We start from the raw sequence: 16,825 nt of genomic DNA on the forward strand, positions 1-16,825 counted from the left end.
TTACCTCCCTTTACAGAGACGATAAAAGCTTATGGAGCGAGATTAGCGGATATCACTATCAGGTTGTCAAGAATATCAGGAAGGTATCTTCCCAATCTAAATATCCACCAGACTGAAAATATGCCTACACCGTAAGCAAGCCCAAAGAAAAAGGGAAAGAGGATATAGCGCTTATTCTTAATTGTCCCTTCACCCTCATCATTTCCCAAACCGTCTCTCCCTCTTCTGATACTCCCTAATTATCCTGAGAAAATCTATTTTTCTGAACTCCGGGAAGTACACATCAACGAAGAAGAGCTCGCTGTAGGCAATTTGGTAGAGCAAAAAGTTGCTTATCCTGATCTCGCCCCCGGTTCTTATAACGATATCAGGGTCGGGCATATTGGGGATATAAAGATATTTTTTCAAAAGCTCCTCATCAATGTCCTTTTTGGTTATGTTTCCATCTTCGATATCGGCAACAATTCTCTTTATGGCATCAACTATCTCACTTCTCCCACCATACGCCAGAGCTATGTTTAGAATATAATTGCTGTACTTTCTTGTAGCTCTTTCCGCTTCCTCAGCGGCTTTTCTCACGTTCTCTGGCAGAAGCTCTCTCCTCCCAATCACGTTAACTCTAATGCCATACTTATGGACTCTCTCATCATGAACCAGTTCCTTAAACTTCTGCTCGAAAAGATTCATAAGGGCATTGACCTCTTCAGGACTCCTTTTGAAGTTTTCAGTAGAGAACGCATAAACAGTTAAAGTTTTAATGTTAAGCTCCCTACACCACTCTAAAATCTCCTCAAGCTTTTTAGAGCCAAAGAGATGTCCATACCAAGGAGGTTTCTCAAGCTTCCTGGCCCATCTCCTGTTTCCATCCATGATAATTGCCACATGTTTGGGAATCCTGCCATTAGCCTTTACCTTTTCCAGAAGATAGCGCTCATACAAATCATAAACTGGCTTAAATAAAATATGGGGAATGTGGGAGATCACCCTGTAAATTAACATTCGGCATCACTTTGTTTTCCTTCTGCCTCTAAGGTGCTTTTCAGCAAGTTCTATATAAATTTCAGCATTTCTCTTGGTCATCTCAATTTCTTTCTCGCTGAGCTGTCTGACCACCTTTCCTGGAACTCCAATGACCAAGCTATAATCTGGGATTTCTTTTCCTGGTGGAATTAATGCTCCAGCTCCAACGATAACGTGATTGCCGATCTTTGCTCCGTCAAGGACAATAGCACCCATCCCTATGATTACATAGTTTCCAATCCTTGCTCCGTGAACAACCGCATTATGTCCAATGGTCACATACTCGCCAATTATTGTCGGCTGTCCATGTGATGTGTGTATGCTGACGTTATCTTGGATGTTTGAACCTTTTCCGACATAAATCTGCTCAATATCTCCTCTGAGAACAGCTGATGGCCAAACACTGGTCTTTTCTTCAAGAACAACATCCCCTATTATAACAGCATTTTCATCAACAAAAGCACTTTCATGGATTTTAGGCTTCTTTCCCTCAAACTCATAAATTGCCATTTTCACCACCACACTGAACTTTCCGGCAGAACTTATAAATCTTGACCAGACATAATTTAACTGATAACTGTGGAAAATTGAGGGGGTAGTATGAGGTATAGAAAGGGGGCAAGTGCCGAAAGGGAGCTCATTAAGATGCTCGAAAAGGAGGGTTTTGCTGTTATCCGCTCTGCTGGAAGCAAAAAAGTTGATATAGTTGCTGGAAATGGGAAGCTTTACTTCTGCATTGAAGTTAAAAGCACTAAAGGGGAAAAACTCTATGTTAATGCAGAGGATGTAGACAAGCTGATGAATTTTGCAGAAAAATTTGGAGGTAAAGCGATTATTGCGGTGAAGTTCATAAGCAACGGCTGGTACTTTTTTTATCCGAATCAGCTTACAAAAAGCGGCAAAAACTATAAAATAAGCTTGAGAGATGCAAGGTATAAAGGGTTAAGGTTTGATGAAATAGTCGGAAAACAAATGTCCCTGGATGAGGTGATTAAGCGTGAATAAATGGCCTGCTATTGCTATAATTTTGGTATTGATGTTTCCCATTGTTCCGCTGGTGAAAGCTCAGCCGTTAATCATAATAAGCGTTTCGCAGGAATACTTCGAAGGTAGACCTGGAGATATCATAAAAATTCCTGTTACGGTTAGAAATGTTGGAAATGAGACTGCTTACAACATAACTGTGTATATTTCTGGACCCGTTAAGGGCTTCCAGTACACAATGGCAGCAATATCTAAGCTTGAACCCAATCAAAACACCACTGTTGAACTTACCATCTATATCAAAGATGATGCAAGAGCCGGAACATATGATCTGAAAATTGTCGGTCGTGTTGGTGCACTTCTTTTTGAAAAGCCAATAAAGGTGAGAGTCCTTACGGTCATTGACTATAAGCTTGACATCCAAGTTAAGGACAGATACCTCTATGGCAGTGATGTTGAGGCTACACTTATCGTAAAGTCGCTTTCAAATGGAGTTATAGTTGGAACAATAAGTTATGAACTGTATTCCGAGGAGGGCTTGCTGAAAAAAGATTCTTGGGTAACATACATAAATCCCCAGGATAAGTGGTCATATACTCTGTTTCTTCCAAAACCTGATGTTGGAAAATATACGATAATTCTAAGAGCAGAGTTTGCTGGAATCACAAAGACAATCACAAAGAACTTTTTAGTATACAGAAGAAACCTTACCTATGAAGCATACTTTGAGAATGGCATAATCTATGTGAGGGTTGTGGATAAAGAAGGGAATGGGGTTAAGGACGTACCAGTCGAAATTGAAGGAGTGCTTTTTAAAACTGATCCATATGGACTTGTCAAATACGAAGCCAAAGAACCTGGGGTTTACAAGATAAAGCTAAATCTTGACGGAAGAATCGTTGAAACCTTTGTTGAGGTTAAAAAGCTGTTCATCAGCTGGGAGCAGAAAAATGGGACGTTGATTTTATATACCCGAGATGCTTCTGGGAAGGGAATCTCAAATGTCAGCATTGAAGCGATCGGACCAAACGGCAGGGTTTATGCGGTGACAGATGAGAACGGACGAGCAGAAATAAGTTTAAATGAGACAGGATATGGATTGATCACAGTGAAGGCTGAGAGCTCAAGGTACATAGGAGCAGAGATAAGTATAACTGCTGAAAAACCAAAGCCCAAAGAGACAACCATAACAATAACCACGACAAGAACTCCGACACCAATCCAGCTTAATGAGACACCAACCCAGATTGAGCAGCCGAAAAGGGGCTATGGTTACCTGCCTATAATCTTCGTCATTTCTGCAGTGCTCTTTGGGACTACATCGTATGTAGCGTTTTTCATGCCAATAATACTTGAAGAGCAACTTGATAAGTACTACTTTGTTAAAGTCAAAGCTCCCAAGCTGAGAGGTATTAAAAACTTAAGATATGAGAAGGTGATAAATGCAGTTGATGCAAGGGCTACAAAGGGCAAAGTCAGCATTGATGGCAATAAAGTGGTATGGGAAATTGAAGAGCTTGGGCCTGAAGAAGAGGCATTTTTGCAGGTTTTGCTTTGATTCTGTTTTTAATTTCTCGTCGAGCACATAAAACCTTTTAAGCATAGTTAAACACACTAAGATAGGAATCTAAACGAGGTGGTGAAAGTGGTAGACTTTGAGCTTTTGAGGAAAGTTGTTGAAGCTCCCGGTGTCAGCGGATACGAGTTTTTAGGAATTAGAGACGTTGTTGTTGAGGCTTTGAAGGATTACGTTGATGAAATTAAAATTGACAAGCTTGGCAATGTTATTGCCCACAAAAAGGGGAGCGGACCAAAAATCATGATTGCGGCACATATGGATAAAATCGGCCTGATGGTAAATCACATTGATAAAAACGGCTACCTCCACGTGGTTCCTGTTGGAGGAGTTGATCCAAGAACATTAGTTGCCCAGAGGGTTAGAATATTTACAGAGAACGGAGAACTCTATGGAGTTGTTGGTCACATTCCGCCACACCTAACAAAGCCAGAGGAGAGGAAAAAAGCTGCAGACTGGGATACGATTGTTGTTGATGTTGGTGCAGACTCAAAAGAAGAAGCTGAAAAGATGGGAATTAAAGTTGGAACAGTTATGGAATTTGCCCCGGCATTCACAAAGCTCACGGAGAATAGGTTTGCATCTCCATATTTGGACGATAGAATTTGCCTTTATGCAATGATAGAAGCTGCGAGAGCTGTTGAAAATCATGAAGCTGACATATATTTTGTTGCAAGTGTTCAGGAGGAGGTTGGCTTGAGGGGTGCAAGGGTTGCAAGCTATGCAATTGATCCTGAGATTGGAATTGCAATGGACGTAACATTTGCTAAGCAGCCCGGAGATAAGGGCAAAATTGTCGTTGAGCTTGGCAAAGGTCCCGTTATGGACGTTGGTCCAAACATAAATCCAAAGGTCAGAGCATTCGCCGAAGAAGTCGCTAAGAAGTATGAGATTCCGCTTCAAGTTGAGCCGAGCCCAAGACCAACAGGAACGGATGCAAACATCATGCAGATCAATAGAGAAGGTGTTGCAACTGCCGTTTTAAGCATTCCAATTAAATACATGCACTCACAAGTTGAATTAGCTGATGTGAGAGATGTTGACAACACAATCAACCTGGCCAAGCATTTCCTTGAAGAACTCAAGCCTATGAATTTAATCCCCTGATTTTCTTAATACTTATTTTCCAAAAGCCTTATCTTTTATTGGCGCAGAGTTACTATTGATGTTGGGTTGATGTTCCTGTCTACTGAGAGTTCCATGGGGGACTAAAATGGCAAGACTCATAGTAGTTCCAATAGTTTTGGAAAAAATTGAAAAAGACGTTGTTGTCGCTGTTGCTGATTATGTTGAGCAGTTTTACTCAAGGTTTGGGCTGCATGCTGTTATTCTCTCAGAAATCGGTATAGACAACTTTTCTGTGGAATACAATTGGAATAGGAGGCAGTTTCTTGGAAGGACATTCCTTCCTACTTTGGCACAAATTAAAGACACATTAAGAGCCGGGGCTGCCCTTGGCATAACAGACGCTGATTTATACGAAAAAGGCTTAAACTTCATATTCGGTCTGGCAAGCCCATACTTGAAGGTCGCGATAATTTCGTTACACAGGCTCAGACCTGAGTTTTACGGGGAAATTAATAATGGGGAATTATTGAAAAATAGAGCGATAAAAGAAGCCATGCACGAGCTGGGCCATGTGTTTGGTCTCGAGCACTGTCCAAATCCCAAATGTGTTATGCATTTCTCCAACTCAATCCTTGATACGGATTTAAAGAGCAGGGAATACTGTGATAACTGTTTGAAAAAACTTAAGGAGGTATTTAAATGATTGAAATTGAGCTTAAAGGGTACGCCAATGATAGAATTTTTGAAAAAGTTAGGGGAAGATTTGAATTCATGAGAAAAGAGATGCATGAGGATATCTACTACCAGCATCCGTGCAGGGATTTCTCTAAAACTGATGAAGCTCTACGGATTAGGATAAAACGGTTTAACGGACATTTTGAGGCATTTTTAACCTATAAAGGTCCTAAACTGGATGACATGTCAAAAACCCGAAAAGAGATAGAAGTTCCTATAAGCGACGTAGATGCATATTCTGATTTACTGACTTCCTTGGGGTTTGAAAAAGTCCTAACTATTGTGAAAGTCAGAGAAAAATACTACGTTGAAAAAGGTGTGACAATTACGCTTGATGAGGTTGAAGGATTGGGGAAGTTCATCGAAATTGAAAAGCTCGTTAAAGAAGAAAAGGACATTAAAAACGAAGTCAAAAAGCTTCGGGGGATTCTTGAAGATCTTGGGGTTGAAAGATTTGAGCGGAGATCTTATCTGGAGCTTCTGCTTGAGAAGTTGAAGAAAAATGGTTCCCAAACTTAATAAATTCAGGAAACATCTCGGCAAACTCACAAAAGGAGAGAAAGACGATGCTATATTCGGATTAGTTGAAGCAGCTTTAAAGCGGGAAGACATTAATGCGGCAATAAGTGAAGTCAGGCGAATTAAAAACGATTATTACCTTTTTCTTGGGGTTCGAAGTATCGTAAAGAAGATAGTTCAATTAGCTAAGAAAAGCATTAATAAGTTTGGAAGCGTATTGAAACATGAAAAGGAAGCTTTTAGGGAGTATTTAAAAGAGCTTGTTATTCTGGCAAATTCCATAACAGAAGAAAGGTTAAGGGCTATTGTTTTTGCAGATATTGCAATCGCATTTTATCTGATTGATGAAAGCCTCGAGGGAGATTTGGCACTAAGAACAAGCCTTGATCTCGCTGAAAAGCTGAAAGATGACGATGTAACTTTTGAAATAGTTTACTCGCTGGTAGAAAATGATCTCCTTGAAAAAGCAGCATATGCAATGAATCTCGTTAGAAACAGGAAGAAGCTGGATGTAATTCTTTCATATATGGCGCTCCATCTTTATAAGGAGGGCAGGGAAGATGATGCAGCCAAAGTAATTACACACATCCAGAGCGATTTCCATAAGGTCATGGCACTCTGGAAAATGGCTGAATTCGAGTCCAAGAGGGACAAAAAGAAGGCGGAAGAAATACTAAAAAAAGCTATGGAACTTTTAAAGGACATAGAGAATCCAGTGTTGAGATTCGAAGCATTTGTAAAGATCGCTGAATTACAGGAGGAACTTGCTGGTAGATTTAGATTTTCATGATGCTTTTTAACTTATTTATTAACTCTCTCTCACTGAGTGCTGATCTCTCTAAAAGTCCCTTCTTTTTTAGTTTGTGGGATATTCTAACGCTGGCAGGCAATCTGATTCCAAGATTTTGAAGAAGCTCCACTTCTTCAAAGACATTTTTTGGTTTGCCCTCCAGCACTATTTCGCCTTTATCGAGAACCACAACTCTATCTGCGAAACTCAGGATGTACTCTGTATTGTGCTCTACCAGAACTATTGTAATGCCCTGCTCCTTATTTAACAAGGTTATCAAGCTCAATACCTGCTCTCTACCAAGGGGATCAAGTTGTGAAGTGGGCTCATCCAGAACTAAAACCTCAGGCTTCATTGCCAAAACGCTTGCAATCGCCAACCTTTGTTTTTGACCACCGCTTAAGTTTGGAGGAAATTCATTTTCAAGACCCTCCAAACCTGCAATCCTTAATGCCCATTTGATTCTCCTTTTTATCTCTTCAGGATCCAAACCAAGATTTTCGAGACCAAATGCAACTTCTTCTTCGACAGTCATGTTGAAAAGCTGAGAATCGGGATTTTGAAGAACGAGACCCACAATTGTAGACAGCTTTGCGACGCTTGTCTCTTTGGTGTTGTATCCCTTTACGTAAACATCCCCTCTAAGCTCTCCCCTTATAGAGTGAGGTATTATCCCGTTAAAGGTGAGGCATAGGGTCGATTTTCCACTCCCGCTCGGTCCAAGTATCCCGACAAATTCTCCCTTCCTTATCTTCAAATTGATATTCTTAATGGAGTACTCTTTTGCCCTTGAGTATCTGAAACTCAGATCCTCAACTCTTATGAGCATTATTACTCCCTCTCCACGACTCTCGGTATCAACATCAGGGCACTGACTATAAAGACAAGTGTGGAGAATATCTCAAGCCTTCCAATCCACATATGGAGGATCAGGAGTATCTTTATGTCCAAAGGAAGGGCAGGAGATGTTATACCAACACTCAGCCCTACGTTTCCTTGAGCGGAGGCAACCTCAAAGAACGCATTGGCAATGGAGACTCCAAGTCTTGCCATTACCCACACGGTTCCTATAAGCAAGAAGGCGAAATAAGTCATGGTAAAGCTGAACACCTCCTGAATTTCGTCTTCTGAGAAGATGTAATTACCGACCTTCCTTTTTATGACTGCGCCTTTGGGAAGAATTGCCTGTTGGATTGTCCATTTTAGACTTTCGTAGGTCAGCGTTATTCGAATGAGCTTTATACCACCTGCCGTACTTCCCGCTCCTCCTCCCACAACCATCAAAAATCCTATTAAAAGCTTTGCAAGCTCGGGATATTTCGAAAGATCATCGATTGAAAACCCTGTACATGTTATTGCAGATACCGCATGAAAAACACTTTCTCTAAACGCTTTGGCGATCTGCATGTGGTTCCAAGTTATTAGGGAATAGCCTATCAGCACTATCGTCGGAATAAGGAAAATGAACATGTATCTTACCTGAATATCCTCGAAAAAATGCCTTATACTCCGGTTTTTAAACATCTTATAATGAACCGTGAAGTTTACTGCACCCATTATCATGAGAAAAATAGTAACTGCTTCTATACTCAAGCTGTTAAAGTATCCTATGCTCAGGTCGTGAGAGCTCATACCACCGGTTCCTAAACCAGTCATTGAATGAATAACTGCATCAAACATTGGCATTCCGTTGATGTAATAGAGATAGATGCCCAATAGGGTTAGAATTGCATATATCTGGAAGATTATTTTAGAAGTATTGGCCAAGTTTGGAAGTATTCTTTCAGTCCTTGCTTCAGCCTTGTAAAGCCTTGCTGCTGCAACTCCTGGGCGAATTAAAATAGTAAGGGCAACCAAAACAATTCCAATTCCGCCGAGCCACTGCATCCATGAACGCCAGAAGAGGAGTATGTGAGGATAGCTTTCAAGATTGCTCATCATCGTTAGCCCTGTTCCAGTCCAAGCAGACATGCTTTCGAAATACGAATCAATGAAGCTCATATGGGCTATTTTCATGAAGGGAACAACACTTATAAATGAAGCAAAGAGCCAGACAAATGCAGCTGAGATCATTGCCTGCCTGAGGTTTACATCTTCAATCATCTTGACGTGTCTCCCAAGCCAAGCCCCAAGGAGAATGCTTATTACTCCAGGGATTACAAAGTAGTAAACATAAACAATCTCATTCGGATAGAACCACACAATTAGAGGGGGGATCAGATAAGCCAGACCGATACCTTGAAGCAGTGCACCTATTAGATTTTTAACAACAAAGAGATCTTCAGTTAAATTTATGTATCTTCTGACTCCAAGCATTCGCTCACCACAAAACTAAAAATCACAAACAAATAAAAGATTTTCGTGAGGGTGGAGCATGGGAGTTTTAATTAAGAACGGAATTATGCCAAATGGGAAGAGAGGCACTATATACATCGAGGATAACAGAATTGAGGACATAAATGGCGAAATTCGGAAAGATGACTTTGTAATTAACGCCCAAGATAAGCTCATCCTTCCAGCGTTTTACAACACTCATACTCATCTTCCAATGACCTTTCTCAGGGGGATTGCCGAAGATATGTGGCTTAAGGACTGGCTTGAAAGAGTTGTTTGGCCTGCGGAGAAATACATTAACAGGGAGTATGTTTACTGGGGGGCAATGCTTGGAGGACTTGAGCTGATTCGGTCTGGAATCGCAGCAGTTGCTGATATGTATTTTTTCATGGACAGTGTTGCCAAAGCCTTAGAACTTTTGGGGTTAAGGGGAGTTTTGGGCACCACCATTTTTGAATTTCCTTCTCCCGATGCTAAAACACCTGAAGAGGCTTTTAAAATTGTTGAGAGGCTTGTAAAGAAATATAAAAACCATGAATTAATAAAACCAAGCATTGCTCCTCACTCAATTTACTCCTGCAACCTTGAAATACTTCAGCAAGCAAAGGAAATTGCAGATAGATATGGACTTTTGATCCAGATTCACTTATCAGAAACAAGGTGGGAGGTTTATGAAGTTCAGAAACGCTACGGAAAAAGACCCGTTGAGCTCCTGGAAAGCATCGGGTTTTTGGATAAAAATCTTCTATCTGCTCATGCGGTTTGGCTCACAAAGGCTGAAATAAAGACTCTTGCCAAGTATGGTGTTAAAGTGTCTCACAATCCTATCTCTAATTTAAAACTTGCTTCTGGGGGAGTCATGCCATATCCAGAAATGAAGGAATACGGTGTTCTCGTAACATTAGGGACAGATGGAGTTGCAAGTAACAACAGCTTTGATATGTTTGAAGAGATGAAAGTTTTTGCCATATCTCAGAAAAATCACCGCTGGGATCCAACTATAGCAAAAGCGGAAGAAGTATTCAAGGTTGCAACTGAAAACGGTGCAAAAGCCCTTGGATTTAAGGCTGGAAGAATTGAAAAAGGATATCTGGCGGACTTAATGATTATTGACATTAACAGACCGCATCTCAAGCCGTTTTATGATCCAATTACCCTTGCGGTTTATTCCATGAGGGCTGGAGATGTTGACGGTTTGATAGTTAACGGAAAGCCTTTAATGTTGAATAAAGAAATCCTTGTCGTAAATGAGGAAAAAACTATAGAAAAAGCCGAGAAAAAGGCACTTAAACTTTATGAAAAGATTGTGGGGGTAGTTAAATGAATGAAAAAATAGAAAAGCTCATTAAAGCTGGTGAAATTGCAAAACAAGTTAGAAAGGAAGTAATAAAGCTGATAAAACCTGGTGTTTCGCTGTATGAAATAGCAGAGTTTGTTGAAAAACGAATTGTAGAGCTTGGGGGAAAGCCTGCATTTCCATGCAATTTATCACTAAACGAGCTTGCCGCCCACTATACCCCGTATAAGGGTGATGACACTGTTCTTAAGGAAGGCGATTATTTAAAAGTCGACCTTGGGGTTCATATTGATGGATATATAGCAGACACTGCAGTAACAGTTAGAGTCGGAATGAAAGAGGACGACTTAATGAGAGCCGCAAGAGAAGCGCTTGAAAATGCTGTAAGTGTTGTGAGAGCAGGAGTTAAAATAAATGAGATTGGAAAAGTAATTGAAGAAACCATAAGAGGTTATGGTTTTAACCCAATAGTGAACCTTAGTGGGCACGTGATCCAGAGATACAAGCTGCATTCTGGAATTTCGATCCCTAACATTTACAGGCCTCATGATACATATACACTGAAAGAAGGGGAAGTACTGGCGATAGAGCCTTTCGCAACTACCGGAGCTGGACAGGTTATTGAAGTTCCTCCAGCATTGATATTTATGTTTGTAAGAAACAGACCTGTGAGGATGCCTCAAGCAAGAATCCTACTCAATTATATAAAAAAGAACTTCTCTACTCTGCCTTTTGCATACAGATGGGTGCAGGATTTAATGCCAGAACCACAGCTGAGGTTAGCATTAATGCAGCTTGAAAAAGCTGGAGCAATTTACAGCTACCCAATATTGAAAGAAATCCGGGGAGGATTAGTGTCTCAGTTTGAGCACACAGTAATTGTTGAGAAGGATGGCGCAAAGGTGATTACGTAATTGTTTAATTATTTTGTTGTGTTTTTTAAATCATATAAAAAGCTCGGCGTTGGCGCCGGGGCGGGGATTTGAACCCCGGCGGGCAAACGCCCAGTGGATCTCGAGTCCACCGCCTTCCCTGGCTAGGCTACCCCGGCTCCATGAGATTGTTATACTGAGCTTTTATAAAGCTTATCAGCAAAAACTTTATTAACATTTTATTACTAAAATATTTTCGAGCTCCAATCAAAGAGAAGGTTTAAATGGAACAAAAGCGTAGATAAAATTGTAAGGAGGTGACAGAAGTGGTCGGAATTCTTGTAGAAGAAGTTATGACAGACAAATTTGCAAAAATTGATGTGAATGCACCACTTTCTGAAGCAATTGGAATCTTTGAAAAAGAAGATCCAGATTTAATTCTTGTGTTTGATAGGAGCACATACAAAGGTGTTGTCACTCAGGATTTAATAATTAAATCCCACCTTAAGTGGGATCCAACCAAGGCAAAGGTAAAGGATGTTTACAAACCTGCTCCTGTTATCAAGCCCCGTGATGATCTCAGCCATGCTGCAAAGCTCATGATTGAGACTGATTTGAGATCACTGCCTGTTGGAGAAGATAAAACAAACATTTTTGGTGTAATTAGTGATCTGGCTATTTTAGATAGAGTAATCAAGGAGGAATTTGGAAAGAGGAAAGTTAAGGAGTTCATGACAACAGATGTCATTACTCTTAAACCAGATGATACAGTGGCAAAGGCACTTGCAACAATGAGAGACCATGCAATTTCGAGAATTCCAATTGTAAACGAAGAGGGCAAGCTTGAAGGTCTTGTGACACTCCATGACTTAATAATCCGTTTCATAAAACCAAGATTCAAGGCACAATATGGGGAGCTTGTGGGTGAAAAGATACCCCCCTTCTCAACCCAGCTGAGAGAAGTCATGATCAGAGGAGTTATAACAATACTTCCAGATGCAACAATAAGGGAAGCAGTTGCCACCATGATTGACAACCGCATTGACGGTTTGGTTGTTGTTAATGAAGAAAACAAGGTCGTTGGTATCCTAACAGTTAAAGATTTGCTGCTCCCAATCTCCAGGATGGTGGAGAAAGAAGCCAAGTTCTACCTTCAGCTCGGAGGAGATGCGCACATACTGAGCGACTTTACCAGAGAGAGGATCATAAGCGACATAAAGAAATTCGTCGATGGATACGCTGATGTTCTTGGTGATGAAGGAATAATCTACCTGTACATCAGAAGGTTCAATGAGAAGTTCAGGGGGGTACACCTGTATCAAGCCAGGATGAGGGTTGTAACAGATAGAGGGGTTTTTGTGGCAACAGGTGAAACGTGGGGAGCTATTCAAGCAGTCCATGACGCACTCAGAGCCATTGAACGACAGATTCTCCAAAAAGTAGAGCTTCAGAGGGACTTGAGATATGCAAAGAGATTCCTTGATAAGCTTGAACTCTGGCGCTGATTCAGAACTTTGAAAACTCTCTTTCAATAAGTTTTCTCTCTTTTTCTTCCAGCGCATCCAGTTTCACGACAAGAATTAATGTCCCATTTTTAGAGATAACATGATCTTTAAGGCTCAGTAAAAACTTGAAAGCCGCCTTAAATCCGTTTTCAAGCATGAGATATTCAAAAGCGTCAACGTAGACTACGTTATACCCTTGCTTTAATCCTCTTGCAACAAGATCCACAAGAATATCTATTTTTGTTGGGGAAATGGCAAAAATTCTTGGATCTTCCTCGATGTTTCCTTCTCCAACTCTGGTTATCCAATATATAATGAAGTCGTTTCCTAACTGAAACGTTCGTGGATCCTTTCTTGTAATTATAATAACGTTATTCTCAAGAAATAGTGTGGGGAACATATACTCGACCTCTTTGCTATCGGTGAACAAGTAAATTTCTTTTGGAAGTATTTTCTCTCTTTTTTTCTGAGGTGGCATTATTGGATAAAAAGCAAATTTAACCGCACCAATCGCGGAAATTACTCTAAAAACACCTGCTAAAAGAAATGCTGCATTGACGAATCTTGGCATTTCTCTTATGAGAGGATACATTAAATTAAGTGCACCGAGGAGTATCAACCCCCATGGAAAAAGCTCTTCGAGTGTCTTCTTCCTGACAATATACCTTCTGAGCATAATACCAAGGTATATCAAAGATACTCCAAATGCAAGGGATGAAGGGAGGGCTCTTATAGCAAAAGGCAACTCATCAAAAAAAGGCGTTGCTGCAAAGAACAACCATAGATAGACGAGGGATACATATACTCCCATGCCAATTACGTGTCTAATCTCTGCACGTTTGCTTTTGAGGTGTATTACACCCCACATTATGAGCAGTGATATCAGAAAATTTGGAATCATGCCGGCTATTTCATACACTTCTTCTTTTATCTGTATTCCAAGTGGATCTAATATATAGCTTTCAATATCCAAAGCATTTATAAAAAATGCAAACATGAGTAGTGCCCAACCTTTTTCTCTTGTCTTGATGAACCTATATGTGACAACCAAGAAGAGTATCCATCGGGATATAAAATTGAGAATCCCAATTATTGAAGCTGTTTCCAAAACTCCTCACCTTTCATGTATTTCCTTTTGCTGCTTAACAATAACCAAGCTGTTTGGAGGAATATTTTTATCAACTATTACTCCAGGCCCAACAAATGAGTTGCTACCAATCTTCCTTCCAGGGTATATTGAAACATTTATTCCGACCTTGACGTTGTGCCCAATAATCGCTCCCAATTTTCTTCTTCCGCTGTCTTCAAGCTTGCCTTTTACTTCAACTTTTATCGTTTTATTATCGTGCCTTAGATTGGCTGTTATGGTTCCAGCCCCTAAGTTTGTATTCTCCCCAATGATTGAGTCACCCACGTAGTTTAAATGGGGGGCATTGCTGTGGTCCATTATTATTGAGTTTTTAATCTCAACTGCATTTCCAATGTGACAATGGTTGCCGATGCTCGTATACGGTCTTATAAAACAGTTAGGGCCGATTTTGCAGTTCTTTCCAATTTTTACCGGACCAACGATATATGCACCGCTTTTAACAACTGTTCCTTCTCCAATCTCAACTGGTGGTATTATCGTTGCTCCCTCTTCCACAGTTCCTCTGATCTCATGCTTTAAGTGATTCTTGAGGATGTACTCGTTCAAATTGAGCAGATCCCAAGGTCTTCCGATGTCGTTCCAATAGCCATCGTAAACTGCATAGGCAACTTTTTTGCCTGATTTTATCATAAGGTTAATCGTGTCTGTTATTTCGTACTCACCGCGCTTGCTCAGTGGAGTTTTTTCAATGAATTCAAAGACATCTGGCTTGAATAAATAGATTCCCAGATTTGCATATCCCCTAACGTTTCCCGGCTTTTCTTTGATTTCTTTCACGTATTCCCCTTCAACCTCTACTTTTCCAAAATGGCTCAAATCTTCAAACTCCTTAACCAAAAGAGCAGCATTTGCTTTCCTAAATGCATGAAGAAGAGCTTTCACTGCCTCTCTCTCAAAGTAGATATCCCCATTTACCGCCAAAAAGGATTCACCCTCAATATATTCCTTTGCAGAATATATTGCCCTCGCAGTGCCTTCGCCCTCAGTCTGCTCCACGTAAGTGATTGGTTTACCATTATATTCATCCCCTAAAAACTCAATCAGCTTCTCTTTCTGGTATCTGACGATGATTATGAATTCGTCAACGAAAGGATACAGATTCTCGAGAACGTACTCTATAATTGCCCTGTTTGCAACTTTCAGCAGGACTTTAGGTCTGTCATCGGTTAAAGGCTTTAGTCTTTCTCCCTTTCCAGCTGCAAGTACCACACCTTTCAAATTAACACCCCCATTATCGAGACAACCACCGCTATGCTACCAAATACTATACAGAACTTGGAGAAATTTAACCTTTCTGCTAATTTAAGCATCCCCTCAAGTGTCAGCAGGCTTACAATAAACGCACTAAGCACGGCAACTAAGGACACTGTGATGGGCTCACTTACAGCTTGAAGCTCCAAGAATAGGGCACCAAAGATCGCCGGAACTGCCATCAAGAAGCTAAGTCTCACAGCTTTTTTCTGATCAACCCCAAGCAAAAGCAACGCTCCAATAGTCATTCCTGAACGTGAAATTCCTGGCAAAACAGCAATACCTTGGGCGATACCTGCAACCATAGCTTCCACAATCGTAACTTCCTTTTTTCTCTTCTTTCTAACAATTTGCCCAAATTCGTCTTTGGGTTTTTCCCTGCTCTTAGCCAAGATGACCCCAGTTAGTATCAAAGCAAAGCCTACTATTCCGTTCACAGCCTCAGCATTTAGTGATGTGACAATTGTCTTGAATGCCCTATAAAGTGGAAGTCCAATAACTGCGGTGAAAAGTGTTGAATAAAAAAGAAACGTCTCCTCCTCGCCCCATCTCAATGTCACAAGATTCATCAGAATTCTCCCCAGTTCATACCTGAATTTAAACAGTACTGCAAAGAGTGTTCCAAAATGAAGGAGCAGAGCATAGGAGTAAGCTTTTTCAGGAGAAATCCCAAAAAAGTTCATCATCGCCAGCATGACCTGCCCCGAGCTGCTTATCGGCAACCATTCGGTAAATCCCTGCAATATACCCATTATAACCGCTTCGATGTAATTCATGACAGATCACTGCTTGAGTATTTGGGCACTTGGAAACATAAACTTTTCGAGAAAAAAGGCTTTATACTGTTCGGCTAATCTAATTTTGGTGGTGGAGATGAGAATTACAATCCTCTTTGAAAACCACAGTGGATTTAAGAAAGGTCTTTTTGGAGGACATGGCTTTTCCGCTTTAGTGGAGCACAAAAGATACAAGATATTAGTTGATACGGGAGTTGATGGAGAAATTTTGTTGAGGAACATGGAGGCATTGGGAATTAAACCTGCAGATATCGATTATCTCTTCTTGACTCATGGGCATTACGATCACACAGAGGGCTTAAAAGCTCTTCTTGGAGCAAGGAGAGGAAAGAAGCTGACAATCATCGCTCACCCAGACATATTTGCTAAAAGAGTTGCATTAAAGCCGCATTTGAGAGATATAAGTCTGCCGTTTAAGAGAGAAGAGCTTGAAGAGTTGGGAGCAGAGTTCATATTGACCAGAAGCCCCATCCAGATTGTTGAGGGCATCTATTCAAGCGGAGAAATTGAAAGGACTACATGGGACAGAACCGTTGGATACAGAATTGAGAGCGGAAAGCTCGTGAAAGATGATGTAAAGGATGACATAGCTCTAATTCTTGACTTAGGTGATAGTGTAGCAGTAATAACTGGCTGTGGACACAGCGGAGTAATCAACATAGCCATGCACTCACAAAAAGTCATGAACAAGTCAATCAGAGCTCTCATCGGCGGATTTCACTTAATCGGTGCAAAGCCTGAGCTCTTGGAAGAAATCACTGAGAAACTGAAGGAGCTAAAAGTTGAGAAGATTTATGCTGGCCATTGCACGGGATTTGAAGCAATGGGATTTTTCATGACTGAATTTGGAAGAGCCTTTGAGCCGCTTTACGTAGGCAAAGTTATCGAGCTGGGATAAATTATCCATAAAATTCTTTTTAAGGCAAC

Annotated in this window: 18 protein-coding genes and 1 tRNA gene; 10 read left to right on the top strand and 9 right to left on the bottom strand. The window is 40.7% G+C overall.

Annotation, left to right across the window (positions count from 1 at the left end; translation table 11 throughout):
- Positions 1-29: 29 nt before the first annotated feature.
- The 3 genes from TERMP_RS03410 to TERMP_RS03420 are packed head-to-tail and all read right to left on the bottom strand — an operon-like array spanning position 30 to position 1,530.
- Positions 30-209 (bottom strand): hypothetical protein, encoded by a 180-nt coding sequence (locus TERMP_RS03410; RefSeq protein WP_013466959.1) that lies wholly within the window; start codon positions 207-209, stop codon positions 30-32.
- Positions 199-999, bottom strand: a complete 801-nt coding sequence (uppS, locus tag TERMP_RS03415) for a polyprenyl diphosphate synthase (RefSeq protein WP_013466960.1) — start codon at positions 997-999, stop codon at positions 199-201. The genes TERMP_RS03410 and uppS overlap by 11 nt, the downstream gene beginning before the upstream one ends.
- 6 nt (positions 1,000-1,005) lie before the next feature.
- Entirely contained in the window at positions 1,006-1,530 is a 525-nt protein-coding gene (locus TERMP_RS03420; RefSeq protein ID WP_013466961.1) for a gamma carbonic anhydrase family protein, read from the bottom strand.
- A gap of 90 nt (positions 1,531-1,620) precedes the next feature.
- On the opposite strand from TERMP_RS03420, the gene hjc reads away from it, so the two are divergent.
- The 6 genes from hjc to TERMP_RS03450 all read left to right on the top strand — a co-directional run bounded on the left by hjc (position 1,621) and on the right by TERMP_RS03450 (position 6,692).
- On the top strand, positions 1,621-2,025 hold the full coding sequence (hjc, locus tag TERMP_RS03425) for a Holliday junction resolvase Hjc (protein WP_013466962.1): 405 nt from the start codon (positions 1,621-1,623) through the stop codon (positions 2,023-2,025).
- On the top strand, positions 2,018-3,562 hold the full coding sequence (locus TERMP_RS03430) for a COG1470 family protein (protein WP_013466963.1): 1,545 nt from the start codon (positions 2,018-2,020) through the stop codon (positions 3,560-3,562). The genes hjc and TERMP_RS03430 overlap by 8 nt, the downstream gene beginning before the upstream one ends.
- A gap of 87 nt (positions 3,563-3,649) precedes the next feature.
- On the top strand, positions 3,650-4,687 hold the full coding sequence (locus TERMP_RS03435) for a lysyl aminopeptidase (protein WP_013466964.1): 1,038 nt from the start codon (positions 3,650-3,652) through the stop codon (positions 4,685-4,687).
- A 106-nt stretch (positions 4,688-4,793) separates the two neighbouring features.
- The gene (locus tag TERMP_RS03440) at positions 4,794-5,351 is read left to right on the top strand and encodes an archaemetzincin family Zn-dependent metalloprotease (RefSeq protein ID WP_013466965.1); all 558 of its coding nucleotides are present in this window, start codon (positions 4,794-4,796) and stop codon (positions 5,349-5,351) included.
- Entirely contained in the window at positions 5,348-5,902 is a 555-nt protein-coding gene (gene cyaB / locus TERMP_RS03445; RefSeq protein ID WP_013466966.1) for a class IV adenylate cyclase, read from the top strand. Before TERMP_RS03440 ends, cyaB begins: the two co-directional genes overlap by 4 nt.
- A complete protein-coding gene (locus TERMP_RS03450; RefSeq protein WP_013466967.1) occupies positions 5,886-6,692 on the top strand; it encodes a hypothetical protein in 807 nt (268 codons plus the stop codon). The genes cyaB and TERMP_RS03450 overlap by 17 nt, the downstream gene beginning before the upstream one ends.
- Here the strand turns inward: TERMP_RS03450 and TERMP_RS03455 are convergent.
- Together TERMP_RS03455 and TERMP_RS03460 are read right to left on the bottom strand one after the other, a co-directional pair.
- Positions 6,679-7,521 (bottom strand): ATP-binding cassette domain-containing protein, encoded by an 843-nt coding sequence (locus TERMP_RS03455; RefSeq protein ID WP_013466968.1) that lies wholly within the window; start codon positions 7,519-7,521, stop codon positions 6,679-6,681. The genes TERMP_RS03450 and TERMP_RS03455 overlap by 14 nt on opposite strands.
- Positions 7,522-7,523: 2 nt before the next feature.
- The gene (locus TERMP_RS03460) at positions 7,524-9,008 is read right to left on the bottom strand and encodes a TrkH family potassium uptake protein (RefSeq protein WP_013466969.1); all 1,485 of its coding nucleotides are present in this window, start codon (positions 9,006-9,008) and stop codon (positions 7,524-7,526) included.
- A 58-nt stretch (positions 9,009-9,066) separates the two neighbouring features.
- On the opposite strand from TERMP_RS03460, the gene TERMP_RS03465 reads away from it, so the two are divergent.
- Together TERMP_RS03465 and map are read left to right on the top strand one after the other, a co-directional pair.
- Positions 9,067-10,350, top strand: coding sequence for an amidohydrolase (locus TERMP_RS03465; RefSeq protein ID WP_013466970.1), 1,284 nt, complete (start codon positions 9,067-9,069; stop codon positions 10,348-10,350).
- Positions 10,347-11,237, top strand: coding sequence for a type II methionyl aminopeptidase (map, locus tag TERMP_RS03470; protein ID WP_013466971.1), 891 nt, complete (start codon positions 10,347-10,349; stop codon positions 11,235-11,237). The genes TERMP_RS03465 and map overlap by 4 nt, the downstream gene beginning before the upstream one ends.
- 50 nt (positions 11,238-11,287) lie before the next feature.
- Here map and TERMP_RS03475 read toward each other — a convergent pair.
- Positions 11,288-11,374 (bottom strand) — tRNA-Ser (locus TERMP_RS03475).
- 147 nt (positions 11,375-11,521) lie between these two features.
- Between TERMP_RS03475 and TERMP_RS03480 the strand changes: the two genes are divergently transcribed.
- Positions 11,522-12,700: a CBS domain-containing protein gene (locus tag TERMP_RS03480; RefSeq protein WP_013466972.1), complete on the top strand. Its 1,179-nt coding sequence runs from the start codon at positions 11,522-11,524 to the stop codon at positions 12,698-12,700.
- A 1-nt stretch (position 12,701) separates the two neighbouring features.
- Here the strand turns inward: TERMP_RS03480 and TERMP_RS03485 are convergent, their stop codons facing one another.
- The 3 genes from TERMP_RS03485 to TERMP_RS03495 are packed head-to-tail and all read right to left on the bottom strand — an operon-like array spanning position 12,702 to position 15,877.
- Positions 12,702-13,808, bottom strand: a complete 1,107-nt coding sequence (locus tag TERMP_RS03485; RefSeq protein WP_013466973.1) for a DUF835 domain-containing protein — start codon at positions 13,806-13,808, stop codon at positions 12,702-12,704.
- 6 nt (positions 13,809-13,814) lie between these two features.
- Positions 13,815-15,068 (bottom strand): bifunctional sugar-1-phosphate nucleotidylyltransferase/acetyltransferase, encoded by a 1,254-nt coding sequence (glmU, locus tag TERMP_RS03490; RefSeq protein WP_013466974.1) that lies wholly within the window; start codon positions 15,066-15,068, stop codon positions 13,815-13,817.
- Positions 15,065-15,877 (bottom strand): undecaprenyl-diphosphate phosphatase, encoded by an 813-nt coding sequence (locus tag TERMP_RS03495; protein WP_013466975.1) that lies wholly within the window; start codon positions 15,875-15,877, stop codon positions 15,065-15,067. Before TERMP_RS03495 ends, glmU begins: the two co-directional genes overlap by 4 nt.
- A gap of 97 nt (positions 15,878-15,974) precedes the next feature.
- On the opposite strand from TERMP_RS03495, the gene TERMP_RS03500 reads away from it, so the two are divergent.
- Positions 15,975-16,796, top strand: coding sequence for an MBL fold metallo-hydrolase (locus tag TERMP_RS03500; RefSeq protein ID WP_013466976.1), 822 nt, complete (start codon positions 15,975-15,977; stop codon positions 16,794-16,796).
- Positions 16,797-16,825: the final 29 nt, after the last annotated feature.

The sequence above is a fragment of the Thermococcus barophilus MP genome (assembly GCF_000151105.2).
In the GTDB taxonomy this organism is placed as follows: domain Archaea; phylum Methanobacteriota_B; class Thermococci; order Thermococcales; family Thermococcaceae; genus Thermococcus_B; species Thermococcus_B barophilus.